General features: G+C 67.4%; 13 protein-coding genes. 9 read left to right on the top strand and 4 right to left on the bottom strand.

The annotated features are described in order from the left end of the window. Positions 1-227 precede the first annotated feature (227 nt). The 4 genes from ACV4UZ_RS12150 to ACV4UZ_RS12135 are packed head-to-tail and all read left to right on the top strand — an operon-like array spanning position 228 to position 2024. Positions 228-578, top strand: a complete 351-nt coding sequence (locus ACV4UZ_RS12150) for an NADH:ubiquinone oxidoreductase subunit NDUFA12 (RefSeq protein ID WP_491601084.1) — start codon at positions 228-230, stop codon at positions 576-578. Between the two features lie 26 nt (positions 579-604). Beyond that, on the top strand, positions 605-1096 hold the full coding sequence (gene mlaD / locus ACV4UZ_RS12145) for an outer membrane lipid asymmetry maintenance protein MlaD (protein ID WP_491601083.1): 492 nt from the start codon (positions 605-607) through the stop codon (positions 1094-1096). Positions 1097-1107: 11 nt separating this feature from the next. After that, entirely contained in the window at positions 1108-1599 is a 492-nt protein-coding gene (locus ACV4UZ_RS12140) for an MlaD family protein (RefSeq protein WP_491601082.1), read from the top strand. Further along, positions 1599-2024 carry a DUF2155 domain-containing protein gene (locus ACV4UZ_RS12135; protein ID WP_491601081.1) on the top strand — a complete coding sequence of 142 codons (426 nt, stop codon included), beginning with the start codon at positions 1599-1601 and terminating at the stop codon, positions 2022-2024. The genes ACV4UZ_RS12140 and ACV4UZ_RS12135 overlap by 1 nt, the downstream gene beginning before the upstream one ends. On the opposite strand, the gene aat is transcribed toward ACV4UZ_RS12135, so the two are convergent. Beyond that, positions 2021-2653, bottom strand: coding sequence for a leucyl/phenylalanyl-tRNA--protein transferase (gene aat, locus ACV4UZ_RS12130; RefSeq protein ID WP_491601080.1), 633 nt, complete (start codon positions 2651-2653; stop codon positions 2021-2023). The genes ACV4UZ_RS12135 and aat overlap by 4 nt on opposite strands. Positions 2654-2777: 124 nt before the next feature. On the opposite strand from aat, the gene ACV4UZ_RS12125 reads away from it, so the two are divergent. Together ACV4UZ_RS12125 and ACV4UZ_RS12120 are read left to right on the top strand one after the other, a co-directional pair. Then, on the top strand, positions 2778-3233 hold the full coding sequence (locus tag ACV4UZ_RS12125) for a bacteriohemerythrin (protein ID WP_491601079.1): 456 nt from the start codon (positions 2778-2780) through the stop codon (positions 3231-3233). Then, a complete protein-coding gene (locus tag ACV4UZ_RS12120; protein WP_491601078.1) occupies positions 3230-4636 on the top strand; it encodes a nicotinate phosphoribosyltransferase in 1407 nt (468 codons plus the stop codon). Before ACV4UZ_RS12125 ends, ACV4UZ_RS12120 begins: the two co-directional genes overlap by 4 nt. Here the strand turns inward: ACV4UZ_RS12120 and ACV4UZ_RS12115 are convergent. After that, positions 4621-6081, bottom strand: a complete 1461-nt coding sequence (locus ACV4UZ_RS12115; protein ID WP_491601077.1) for a hypothetical protein — start codon at positions 6079-6081, stop codon at positions 4621-4623. The two genes, ACV4UZ_RS12120 and ACV4UZ_RS12115, sit on opposite strands and share 16 nt — an antisense overlap. A 188-nt stretch (positions 6082-6269) precedes the next feature. Here ACV4UZ_RS12115 and ACV4UZ_RS12110 point away from each other — a divergent pair, with 188 nt between their 5' ends. Continuing rightward, positions 6270-8360 (top strand): ATP-binding protein, encoded by a 2091-nt coding sequence (locus tag ACV4UZ_RS12110; protein WP_491601076.1) that lies wholly within the window; start codon positions 6270-6272, stop codon positions 8358-8360. Between the two features lie 148 nt (positions 8361-8508). On the opposite strand, the gene ACV4UZ_RS12105 is transcribed toward ACV4UZ_RS12110, so the two are convergent. Together ACV4UZ_RS12105 and ACV4UZ_RS12100 are read right to left on the bottom strand one after the other, a co-directional pair. Then, positions 8509-9786 carry an alpha-glucosidase/alpha-galactosidase gene (locus ACV4UZ_RS12105; RefSeq protein WP_491601075.1) on the bottom strand — a complete coding sequence of 426 codons (1278 nt, stop codon included), beginning with the start codon at positions 9784-9786 and terminating at the stop codon, positions 8509-8511. A gap of 30 nt (positions 9787-9816) precedes the next feature. Beyond that, positions 9817-10602 carry a glucosamine-6-phosphate deaminase gene (locus ACV4UZ_RS12100; protein ID WP_491601074.1) on the bottom strand — a complete coding sequence of 262 codons (786 nt, stop codon included), beginning with the start codon at positions 10600-10602 and terminating at the stop codon, positions 9817-9819. Positions 10603-10736: 134 nt separating this feature from the next. Here ACV4UZ_RS12100 and ACV4UZ_RS12095 point away from each other — a divergent pair, with 134 nt between their 5' ends. Both ACV4UZ_RS12095 and ACV4UZ_RS12090 read left to right on the top strand, forming a co-directional pair. After that, positions 10737-11432: a class I SAM-dependent methyltransferase gene (locus tag ACV4UZ_RS12095; RefSeq protein WP_491601073.1), complete on the top strand. Its 696-nt coding sequence runs from the start codon at positions 10737-10739 to the stop codon at positions 11430-11432. Between the two features lie 95 nt (positions 11433-11527). Continuing rightward, positions 11528-11761 (top strand): FeoA family protein, encoded by a 234-nt coding sequence (locus ACV4UZ_RS12090; protein WP_491601072.1) that lies wholly within the window; start codon positions 11528-11530, stop codon positions 11759-11761. The last annotated feature ends 2 nt before the right edge of the window (positions 11762-11763 follow it).

Below are 11763 nucleotides of genomic sequence, written 5' to 3'. Positions count from 1 at the left end.
TCGACAGAGACGCAGCCTATGTCACGGGGCTCGGCGGCGTCAATGATTCTTTACGAAGCATTCACATCATATTGTGTTTGAAAACGACGAAACTTGGCACAGGTAGTGGTGCGCCCGGCCGGTTTCCGCCGTTTCGGCCCGAGAGGGCGGGAAACGTGCAACCCCTCTGGACGGGGAGGGTGCCTTTTGCCTATAGTCCGCCCGACATTTGTTTCGCGAGGATCGAGATGGCGACGCTGGGCACCCTGCTTTTCACCTGGGCCAAGGGCAAGCTGGTTGGAACCGATGCCGAGGGCAACCGCTATTACACCGAGCGCAGCGAGGCCAAGGGCCGGCGCACCAAGCGCTGGGTGATCTATAACGGCAAGGTCGAGGCGTCGCGCGTCGCTCCCGAATGGCATGCCTGGCTGCACTACACCGCCGACAAGCCCCTGACCGACGTGGCGCGTCAGCCCTGGCAGCAGCCGCACCAGCCCAACAAGACCGGCTCGGCCGGGGCCTATCTGCCCCCCGGCCACGATCTGGCGGGCGGCCGGCGCGAGCGCGCCACCGGCGATTACGAGGCGTGGCAGCCCTGATATCCGATTGACGGGGGAACGGGGGCATGGTCAGCCGCGTTGATCGCGATACCGTGACGGGCGGCGCCGTCGTTCTGGTCGGCGCCGTGCTGCTGATGCTGGCCTTCGCCGTCGGCGTCAAGGGCAACGAGGCCGGCGACGGCTATGCCCTCAAGGCCCGCTTCAACCGCGCCGACGGCATCAACGTGGGCAGCACCGTGCGCCTGTCGGGCGCCCCCATCGGCAAGGTGGTGGAACAGACCCTGGACGAGCGCTACCGCGCCGTCCTCACCCTGCGGCTGCGCAAGGACATCCAGCTCACCAGCGACACGGCGGCGGTGATCTACACCGACGGCCTGCTGGGGGCCAAGTTCATCGAACTCAAGCCGGGGGGCGACGAGCAGATGCTCAAGCCCGGCGAGGAAATCCAATACACCCAGGATGCGGTGGTCATCGAGGACCTGCTGGACATGATCATCCAGCAGGGCCGCGCCAAGCGCGGCTATCTCGACAAGCCCCTGCCGTCCACCACCAACTGAGCAGGTAGGCCATGGGACGGAATCTGATCGAAACCATCATGGGTGCCGTGGTTCTGGCGGTGGCGGGCTTCTTCCTGGTGTTCGCCTACGGCCACGCCAACATCAAGACCATCGAAGGCTACGAGATCACCGCCACCTTCGCCAGCGTCGGCGGCCTGGACACCGGCGCCGACGTCAAGATCAACGGCATCAAGGTGGGCACCGTCGCCTCGCAGGCGCTGGACCCGGTGACCTACGACGCGGTGGTCAAGCTTTCCATCGCCCACGGCATCACGCTTCCCGCCGACACGGTGGCCAGCGTGTCGTCGGAAGGGCTGCTGGGCGGCAAGTTCGTCAAGCTGACGCCGGGCAAGTCGGCGACCAGGATCGCCGCCGGCGGCGCGCTGGGGCCGTCCAAGAACTTCAAGTCCATCGAGGAGATGGTCGGCCAGCTGATCTTCCTGGCCACCACCGACAACCAGCCGTCCTCGGGGCAGCCGCCGGCCGCCGGGGCCAAGCCCTGATGCGGGCTCGGCTCGCCGCGCTGCTGTTGCCGGCGGCGCTCGCCGTCGTTCCGGCGGCGGCCCAGCAGGCACCTCCGCTCATGCCCGCCGCCCCGTCCCAGACCAGCGGCACCGACCTGTCCTTCGACACGGCGGTGCTGCAGGGCCTGGACAAGGTGACGGCCCGGGTGGTGACGGTGGAGGCGCCGGTGGGCACGCCGGTGCATGTGGGGGCGCTGGAGATCATCGTCAGGGCCTGCAAGAAGCGTCGCCCCGAGGACCAGCCGGAAAGCGCCGCCTTCCTCGACATCTGGGAGCTGCGCAAGGACCAGCCGGCGGCGGCGCTGTTCCGCGGCTGGATGTTCGCCTCCAGTCCGGCCCTTTCGGCCATGGAGCACCCGGTCTACGACATCTGGGTCCTCGATTGCCGGGGCAAGGCGCGTTAGCGGTCGAGCGCCAGTTCCCAGGGCACGATGGCGTCGCGGTCGAAGCGGGCGGGCTCGTCCAGGGCCTCGGCCAGACGCTTCTGATACTCGGCGCGGGGGATTTCCGCCGCGCCGAACTGCTTCAGATGGTCGGTGACGAACTGGGTGTCGAGCAGGCTGAAGCCGCCATGGCGCAGCCGCGCCACCAGATGGACCAGCGCCACCTTGGAGGCGTCGGTGCGGCGCGAGAACATGCTTTCCCCGAAAAAAGCCCCTCCCAGGGCCAGGCCGTAGAGCCCTCCCACCAGTTCGCCGTCCTGGCGGACCTCCACCGAATGGGCGAGGCCCAGTTCGAACAGTTCGACGAACAGCCGGACGATCTCCTCGTTGATCCAGGTTTCCGGACGGTCGGCGGTGGCTTCGCCGCAGGCCCGCATCACCGCCTCGAAGGCGGTGTCGCAACGGATGTCGAAGCGGCCGCCGCGCAGGGTCCGGCGCAGGCTTTTCGAAACGTGGAAGGCGTCCAGCGGCAGGATGCCGCGCCGTTCCGGATCGATCCAGTACAGGCGGTTCTCGTCGCGCGACCGCGCCATGGGGAAAATGCCCGAGGCATAGGCGCGCAGCAGAAGGTCCGAGGTGAGCGGGCGCATGCCCCAGCCTAACGCAATGACGGGGGCGGCGGCAATTCGGCGTCGGGTGCTTGTTGTTGCCCGTCACTGCACATATAATGTGCGAACGCGGCAATAGCACATTTTATATGCACTTGGAGGGCGGATGAAGGCCGAGCGCTTGCACTGGGAGTTCTGGAGCGAGGACCTGGCCATGGGCCACGCCGCCATCGACGATGACCACAAGCGCATCCTGGCCGGCATCGAACGGCTGGCCAAGGCCTTCCAGTTGGGGGAAAGCAAGGAGGCCCTGTCGGACGGCCTGGCCCTGATCGTCGATTATTCCCGCCACCATTTCGAGCGGGAGGAGCGCATGCTTGCCGCCGCCGGCTATGCCCATCTCGCCCACCACCGCGCCCGCCACCGGAGCTTCTGCGATTACGTGGCGCACGCCACCGCCGCCGAGGACGCCATCGACCACGGCGCGTTGCTGTCCTATCTGGTGGATTGGTGGGTGGGGCACATCGCCTCCGAGGACAAGCTCTATCGCCCGGCCCTGGAAGGCAAGGAGGCCGCCATCGCCGCCGCCTTCGCCGGGGATGGCCGAAGGGGCGCGGCATGACGGGCGGGTTCAATCCCATCCTGGCGGTGGACAGCTACAAGGCCAGCCACAAATGGCAGTATCCGCCGGGCACCGAATACGTCTCCTCCTATGTGGAGGCCCGCGCCGACAATAGCGGCCTCGACCTGCCGGGAACCCTGGTGTTCGGCCTGCAGCCGCTGCTGCGCCGGCTGGCCGCCCACCCGGTGACGGCGGCGGACATCGAGTGCGCCGCCCGTCTGTTCGGCGGCCACGGGGTGCCGTTCCACGAGGATGGGTGGCGCCACATCCTGGCCCGCCACGACGGCCGACTGCCGGTGGAGGTCAGCGCCGTTCCCGAAGGCAGCCTGGTGCCGTTCGCCAACGTGGTGGTTCAGGTGGTCAATACCGATCCCGAGGCCTACTGGCTGACCTCCTATCTGGAGACCATGCTGCAGCGGGCCTTGTGGTATCCCTCGACGGTGGCGACCATCTCGTGGGCGGTGAAGCGGATTCTGCGGGAGTTCTGGCTGCTGACCTCGGACGCGCCCGAGGACAGCCTGGACTTCAAGCTGCACGATTTCGGGGCGCGCGGCGCTTCGTCTGCGGAAAGCGCCGCCCTGGGCGGGCTGGCCCATCTGGTCAACTTCAAGGGCACCGACACGGTGGAGGCGCTGCTGGCCGCCGCCGAGCATTACGCCGAGCCCATGGCCGGCTTCTCCATCCCGGCGGCCGAGCATTCCACCATCACCAGCTGGGGCCGGGCGGGCGAGGTGGCGGCCTATGCCAACATGCTGGCCCAGTTCGGCGGGCCCGGCCGGCTGGTGGCGGTGGTTTCCGATTCCTACGACGTCTTCCACGCCGTCGAGAATCTGTGGGGGCGGGAACTGCGCGCCCAGGTGCTGGAGACCGGCGGCACCCTGGTGATCCGCCCCGATTCCGGCGATCCGGTGGAGGTGGTGGCCAAGGTGCTGCGCCTGGCTGCCGCCGCCTTCGGCTCGACCCGCAACACCAAGGGCTTCCACGTCCTCAACCCGGCGGTGCGGATCATCCAGGGGGATGGCGTCAATCCCCACAGCATTCGCGCCATCCTGGCGCGCATGGCCCGGGATGGCTTCGCCGTGGACAACATCGCCTTCGGCATGGGCGGGGCGCTGCTGCAGAAGGTGGACCGCGACACTTTTTCCTGGGCCATGAAGGCCTCCGCCGTCCGGGTGGCGGGCCAGTGGCGCGATGTCTACAAGGAGCCGGTCACCGACGCCGGCAAGGGCTCCAAGCGGGGCCGTCTGGCCCTGGCCGGAGACGGGGCGGGGGGGCTGCGCACCCTTCGGCTGGAAGAGTGCCCGGCGGGCGCCGACCAGCTGCGGCCGGTGTTCCGCGACGGCGCGCTGCTGGTGGAGGACAGTCTGGCCCAGGTGCGTGAACGGGCCTATCGGGGGAGGTAGAACCGACCGGTGATGCCGACCCGCTCCAGCCGGTACGAGCGCTCCAGCTCGTCGAACATGTCGTCGGGGAAGTTGATGAAGCGCGGCGGTATGGACTGGGCGCCCTTGGGGTCGTCGGCCGGGAAGGCGCGGCGGCTGGAGACCTGCACCGCCGCCGCCTCGCCCCGCGCCAGCAGGCCGCTCATGGCATCGGCGGGCAGCCGGCCGTTGATCACCGCCTGGGTGGCGGAATAGCCATCGATCCACATGGGCTTGCCGGCCCTGAGGCACAGCAGCAGCGATTCGCAGATGGCCGGGCCGGGGACCGATTTCAGCCAGGCCACGTCCGCCAGGAACAGGGCCTCGCGCTCCTTCATCTCGCCGCCGGCCATGTCCACGGCGAAGCGTCCCAGGGCGATGGGCATGTGGAAGATCAGGCCGGCATGGAACAGCAGCGCCAGGGCGGCGCAGGCCCGGGGGCCGGTGCCGGGCCGGGCGCGCAGCCAGGCCACCGCCGGACCGGCGGCCATGGCGCAGGCGATCATGGCGTCGAAGAAGATGTTGGTGTCGACTCCGGCCCCGCCCGAGAATCCCATGGCGAGGACCAGGCTGGTGGTCAGATAGGCTCCCACCTTGGTGGCGATGCGAGCCTCCCGGGCCAGCAGGAAATACAGCCCGGTCACGGCGATGGGGGCCTGCAGCAGGTCGAGCATCTCGGTGCTGAGGATGATGCCGCGCGCCGGATCGTAGTGGCGCGACGCCAGCAGGTTCCTGAAGAAACCGGCGCCGAATTTGGCCTCGATGACCGCCAGCGCCAGGGCGGCCAGGGCCAGCCCGGTGCCGAGATACAGCGCCCGTTCGCGGTTGCTTCCCCGCCAGACCAGATGCACGGTGGCCACCATCGGCAGGGCCAGGACGTTGTGCTTGCACAGCAATCCCAAGGCGAACAGCAGGGCGACCAGAGGCAGGCGTGCCGCCCCGCCCTGCCGGCCGACATAAAGGGCGAAGCCGGCGCACAGGAAGCCCTGGGCCAGCAATTGCGGGTCGTTGACTCCCACGTAATCGGTGGCGAGCCCCGACAGCAGGCCCAGTGCCGCTGCGCCGGACAGCACCGCATCGGTCCGCCGGGCGCCGGCGGCGCGGGCCACCATGGCCGCCGACAGCGCGATGACGGCCACGGCGGCCAGCGACAGCAGCCGGCCGGCCAGCACCATGTCGCCCGTCAGGCTTCCCAGCATCCCCACCAGATAGAAGGAGAGGGGAGGGTAGTTGTTGACGAACATGGGGGTGTCGGCGGAATACAGCGACAGGCCGGCCATGGCCCGCATCTGCTGATAGGCGTTCCAACCCTCGTTGTAGTCGATTTCCAGGGCGGTGCCGACGCGCAGACAAGGATAGGCGAACAGGCACAGCGCCAGGAGGGCGAGGCCGGCAACGCTCAGCTTGTAGCTATCGGTCCTGATCACGGCCCCTCGGGGATACGGCTGTGGTGTTGCGGGGGTGTAGCAACAATTTCATCCGTGATCATCCGTTATTTCCTCCCGGCGTCTCCAATTCGGGGATGCCTATGCCTTTGGTCCGGGGGGGCGATAAGGTGATTTCCCGCCTCTCCCGTTCCTGTAAATTCGACTCGCTGGTCATTGTGGAGTGAAGCATGGCTGGGTCCTCTCCGACCGTCAGAATCGGGTCGGACGATTCCAAGGCATTGGGGTTCGGCCGTCTGCGCCGCTGGTTGGTGGCGGCGTTCATTTCCGCCAATCTGTTCCTGGTGGTCGCCTATCTGGTGATGGTGTGGCTGGGGCCGCGCTATACCGTCGAGGAGACGGGGCGGTCCATGCGCACCCTTGCCCTGGCCCTGTCCGAACAGGTGGAGGCGACCATCCGGTCCGAGGCGGCGATCCTGACCTCGCTGCAGCGCGAGATCCGGGCGCGGGGCGGGGTGGCGGCCTTCAGCGAGACCGCCTGGTACGAGATGTTCATGGCCCATCTCAACCTGTTCAGCGACGATCCCGCCGACAAGCCGCTGCACGCCCTGTTCTTCGTCAATACCGACGGAATCGCCTCGGCCAGTTCGGTCAGCAATCCGACCCGGCAGGCCGACGCCTCCCTGCGGCCGTATTTCATCTTCCACCGCGACAATCCGGGCGAGGACCTGTATGTCAGCGAGCTGTCGCAATCCAAGATCACCGGGTTGTGGGTATTCTTCCTGACCCAGCGCATCAGCGGCGCCGATGGCTCCTTCCAGGGGGTGATCGGCATCTCGCTGCGCGTCAACCGCTTCGAGGAACTGTTCGAGCGCCTGCGTCTGCCGGCCGACGGCACCATCGCCATCCATCGCCTGGACGGCGCCCCGCTCTACCGGCACCCCTTCACCGAATCCTTCGCCAAGGCTTTGCCGGCCGCCTTTCCCGGTCTGGAAGCCATGATCGCCAGCCGTTCGGGGCATACCGAGCGGATCAGTCCCCTGGACGGCAAGGCGCGCATCGTCGGCTACAACGCCGGGCGCCGCTATCCCATCCTCGCCCTGGCCACCGTGACCCGCGAGGGGGCGCTGGCCGGATGGCACCGGACATTGTCGTGGTTCACCGGGCTGGGGCTGGCCGCTCTCGGAATGGGCGGGATGCTGTTCCTGTTCTCGCTCCGGCATCTGGGCAGCCTGGAGCGCGAGGCCCGGCTGCGGCATCTGTCCGAGACCGTCGATCAGAATCCCAACATGATCATCACCACCGATCCCAAGGGGGTGATCGACTATGCCAATTCCAGCTTCTGCCGGTTCACCGGCTTTGCCCTCGACGAGGTGATCGGCCGCACACCCGGCATCCAGAAGACCGAGGAAACCCCGCCGGAAATCTACGCCGAGCTGTGGCGCACCATCCTGGGCGGCAACGAGTGGCGCGGCGAACTGCTCAACCGGCGCAAGGACGGCAGCAGCTACTGGGCGTCGGTGGTCATCTCGCCGGTCATCGACGATGGCGGGCACCTGCGCGGCTTCGTCGGCCAGCAGGAGGACATCAGCGAGCGCAAGCGGATCGAGGCGCGGGTGGCCGGGCTGGTGGCGGAGCTGAAGCGGTCCAACGAGGAACTGGAACAGTTCGCCTATGTCGCATCGCACGATCTGCGACAGCCCCTGCGCATGATCAACTCCTACATGGAATTGCTGCGCCGCAAGCTGGCCTCGGCCTTCGACGAGGAGGCCCGGGAATTCTTCGCCTTCGCCACCGACGGGGCGCGGCGGCTCGACCGCATGATCGCCGATCTGCTCGAGTTTTCGCGCATCGGCCGGCAATCGTCCATGGAGCCCGTCGATCTCAACGTGGTCCTGGCCGATGGCGTGCAGAATCTCGGAATCGCCATCCGGGATTCCAAGGCCACCGTCACCGTGGCCGGCGATCTGCCCACCATCCGGGGGGATCGTTCCGAATTGACCCGCCTGTTCCAGAACCTGATCGGCAACGCGCTGAAATACTGCCCCCCGGACCGTGTTCCCATGGTCGAAATGTCATGCCGCGACGGCGGCCGGGAGTGGGTGTTCACGGTGACCGACAACGGCATCGGCATCGACGCCGATTGCCTGGAAAAGGTGTTCGGCATCTTCCAGCGCATGGTCGGCCGCGACCAGTACGAGGGCACCGGCATCGGCCTGGCGGTCTGCCGCAAGATCGCCGAGCACCACGGCGGGCGCATCTGGGTGGAATCGGTGCTGGACCGGGGCTCCACCTTCTTCGTCAGCCTGCCGAAAGTCTAACCGGAGTGGTGCGGGCAGGATGCCCGCGCTCCGAGGGAATGGATTGAGTGCGGGCGAGACGCCCGCGCTCCGAGGGAATGGATTGAGTGCGGGCAGGATGCCCGCGCTCCGAGGGAATACACGGAGCGCGGGCGTCTCGCCCGCAGAATCAAACGCACTTGCGGATATAGGGCTTGTTGATCTCCCACAGCTCGTCCAGCAGCTTGACGGCGGCGTCCGAGGAATTGACCACCGGATCGGCCAGCAGGGCCTGCAGCGCCAGATCCTTCGAGGCGTGAACGGCGGCTTCCACCGACAATTGCTGCACGCCGGCCTGGACCAGGGCCAGCTTGGCGATGGGATCGGGCAGCGGCCCCAGCGAGACGGGATGCACGCCCGCCGCGTCGACGATGGCCGGCACCTCCACCGCCAGGTCGGGCGGCAGGTTGGGAATGGTGCCGTTGTTCATCAGGACGGCGGATTCCAGGTAGTGGTGGCGGTTGTTGATGATGCCGTCCACCACCACGTTGGTGCGCTCGCCCACCGAATGCTTCCACTCGTCGGGCAGCGGGCCGCCCTTCAGCACGCCCTCGATGGTCTGCTGCAGTTCCACCCTTTCCCGGGCGTCGCCGTCGTAATCGTGGCCTTCCTCGCCGCCCTCCCAGCCGAAGGCCAGGTATTCGCCCATGTGGTCGTCGCTGCAGCTGGGCCACAGGCCGTAGATGTTGAACATCTTGCGGCTGAACGGCTGGAAGGCGGGGTCGAAGCCGGGCTCCTTCTCGCGCAGCAGGGGATAGAGGTCCTGGCCGGTCCAGCGGTTGCGGAACTGCAGCATCCACTGGAAGTGGTTCAGCCCGATGCCCCAGCACTCGGTGTCGTGCCAGGACTGGCCGGTGATGTGGCACAGCGCGCCCCTGGCCATGAAGATGCCGTGGCACAGGCCCATGGACTTGATGGGGCTGTACTTACCCAGCGCCAGCACGATGCGGCTTTCCGGGTTGGAGAAGTTGAGGAACAGCGCATTGGGGCACAGCTCCTCCATGTCCCGCGTGATGTCGAAGATCAGCGGCAGGGTGCGCATGGTGAAGAACAGGCCGCCCGGCCCGCCGTTCTCGCCCAGAGTCTGGCGGATGCCGTGCTTCCTGGGGATCTCGAAATCCATCTTCCACAGCCGCATGCGGTCGATGGCCACCGAATTGATCACCACGCTGGCGCCGTCGAAGGCGGCGCGGCGGTCGGTGGTGGCCTCGATGATCATGCCGGCTTTTCCCTCGGCATTCATGCGCTCGGCCAGGGCCTTCATGCGGGCCAGGGCCTCCGGATTATGGTCCACCAGCACCAGGGTGGACCCGGCCAGGGTGTCCGACGAGAACATGTCGCGGAAGGTGGAAAGGCCGAACGACATGCTGCCGGCGCCGAGAAAGGCGATCTTGCTGATGTTCTTCATGGTCCGACCCTCCCAGGTCTCTTCTGATTCTCAGATGGCGGCGAGTCCGCCTCTTTCCAACAGGATGGCGGTTTCGGTCCGGTAGTCCTCGGCCAGGGCCAGGCGCGCCGCCGCCGCCTCGTCCAGCACCACCACGGCATCGGGGTGGAGCTGCAGGGCCGAGGCGGGCACCAGGGCGGTGACCGGTCCCTCGACCATCCTGGCCACGGCATCGGCCTTGGACGGCCCGGTGGCCAGCAGGATGATGCGGCGCGCCTCGAGGATGGTGCCGATTCCCGTGGTCAGGGCCGCCTCGGGCACCGGGGCGGGGGCGAAGATGGGGGCGTTGGTGGTTCGCGTGCTGCGCCGCAGGCCCACCAGCCGGGTGCGGCTGGCCAGCCCGCTTCCCGGCTCGTTGAAGCCCACATGGCCGTTGACCCCCAGGCCGAGGATCTGCAGGTCCAGCCCGCCGGCGGCCCGGATGCGCTCCTCGTAGGCGGCGCAATAGGCCGCGAGGTCGCCCTGGGCCGTGCCGTCGAGCAAATGGGTCCGTGACGGCGATATGCCGGCCTTGGCGATGAAATGGCCGGCCAGTGTCAGGGCGCAACTGGCGGGATGGCCGGCATCCAGGCCGAGATACTCGTCCAGGCCGAAGATTGTCGCCTGCGAGAAATCCAGCCCCCGCCGCCGGTCGGTCAGCTCGGCGTAAAGGGCGAGCGGCGTCGCACCCGCCGCCAGCCCGACCACGCATCGGGGCCTGGACCGTACCAGCCCCTCCACCAGGGAGGCCGCCCGCAGGGCGACGGCCCGCGCATCGGCTTCGATCAGTACCCGCACCGTCTGGCCTCCTGATCACTACTTCACCGCGACCAGTGTACGGGGGCTGGTGGGAAATGCATCACTTATCGCGAGCTTCCCCTTGCGCCGGAGTGGTCTTTGCCGCCAAGATCGTCCAGGAGTTGGGGGCTTGAATGAATCAAAAGAGCGGTTGGATCGATTACTGGGACGGTGATGTCTCGGTTTATACGGGGGTTCGTCATCTCGAGGCCCATTACAGGGAGTTGTTTGCGGGAATTTCACCGCTGCTTCCCGATGGCCCGTTCACGCTGCTGGATTTCGGTTGCGGCGAGGCGCTGATGGCGCCCGACATCGTCGCCAGGGGCGGGCGGGTGTTCCTCTACGACGCCGCCGGCGGGCGGCGGCCCAGGCTGCGCCAGCGCTATTCCCACCTGGACGGCATCGTGGTGCCCGACGATCTGTCCGTGCTGGAGGGGGTGTGCGACGTGGTGCTGCTGATCTCGGTGATCCAGTACCTCCCGCGCGAGGATCTGCCCGCCCTGCTGGCGCAACTGCACCGGACCCTCAAGCCGGGGGGCAAGCTGATCATCGGCGACATCCTCAGCCCGGCCAACAGCGTCATTGGCGACGTCACCGCCCTGCTGGGCTTCGCCTGGCGCGAGGCCTTCCTGGTCGAGGCGGTGAAGGGATTGCTCCGCACCCTCAATTCCAATTACCACCAGCGGCGCAAGACCCTGGGCCTGTCCTCCTACACCATCGAGGAAATCCGGGAGCGCCTGGACCAGGCCGGGTTCGAATCCTCCCTCCTGGCCGGGAATATCGGCCATGCCCGGCACCGGCGCTCCATCCTGGCCTGCCGGCGCGGGTGATATGCGCTCTGTGTTCTTGACCATATTTTTCTAATGGTCTATGCCTGAGAATGAAGATGCGATGCGATCGCATCTAGGCTCGCGAGGCAAGGATCATGGACGTTTCGCTGCAGGAGATGAAGCCCGGTGAGTCGGCCCGCGTGGTGGGCTTCGCCAAGGGCGAGCGCGATTACCGCCAGCGGCTGCTGGCCATGGGGCTGACCCCCGGCGCGGTATTCTCCGTGACCAGGGTGGCGCCGTTGGGCGATCCGGTGGAAATCCGGGTCCGCAACTTCACCCTGACGTTGCGCAAGGCGGAAGCCGCCGTCCTCAAGGCCGAGAGGGTCTGACC

It is taken from the genome of Paramagnetospirillum sp. (assembly GCF_058402745.1).
The sequence above is the reverse complement of the archived record's forward strand: the minus strand, read 5'-3'. Positions and strand labels throughout refer to the sequence as shown.

Excerpts from the sequence above, each read along its gene's own strand:
- ACV4UZ_RS12150 (WP_491601084.1), top strand. The coding sequence starts at position 228 with ATGGCGACGCTGGGCACCCTGCTTTTCACCTGGGCCAAGGGCAAGCTG.
- mlaD (WP_491601083.1), top strand. The coding sequence starts at position 605 with ATGGTCAGCCGCGTTGATCGCGATACCGTGACGGGCGGCGCCGTCGTT.
- ACV4UZ_RS12140 (WP_491601082.1), top strand. The coding sequence starts at position 1,108 with ATGGGACGGAATCTGATCGAAACCATCATGGGTGCCGTGGTTCTGGCG.
- ACV4UZ_RS12135 (WP_491601081.1), top strand. The coding sequence starts at position 1,599 with ATGCGGGCTCGGCTCGCCGCGCTGCTGTTGCCGGCGGCGCTCGCCGTC.
- aat (WP_491601080.1), bottom strand. The coding sequence starts at position 2,653 with ATGCGCCCGCTCACCTCGGACCTTCTGCTGCGCGCCTATGCCTCGGGC.
- ACV4UZ_RS12125 (WP_491601079.1), top strand. The coding sequence starts at position 2,778 with ATGAAGGCCGAGCGCTTGCACTGGGAGTTCTGGAGCGAGGACCTGGCC.
- ACV4UZ_RS12120 (WP_491601078.1), top strand. The coding sequence starts at position 3,230 with ATGACGGGCGGGTTCAATCCCATCCTGGCGGTGGACAGCTACAAGGCC.
- ACV4UZ_RS12110 (WP_491601076.1), top strand. The coding sequence starts at position 6,270 with ATGGCTGGGTCCTCTCCGACCGTCAGAATCGGGTCGGACGATTCCAAG.
- ACV4UZ_RS12105 (WP_491601075.1), bottom strand. The coding sequence starts at position 9,786 with ATGAAGAACATCAGCAAGATCGCCTTTCTCGGCGCCGGCAGCATGTCG.
- ACV4UZ_RS12095 (WP_491601073.1), top strand. The coding sequence starts at position 10,737 with ATGAATCAAAAGAGCGGTTGGATCGATTACTGGGACGGTGATGTCTCG.
- ACV4UZ_RS12090 (WP_491601072.1), top strand. The coding sequence starts at position 11,528 with ATGGACGTTTCGCTGCAGGAGATGAAGCCCGGTGAGTCGGCCCGCGTG.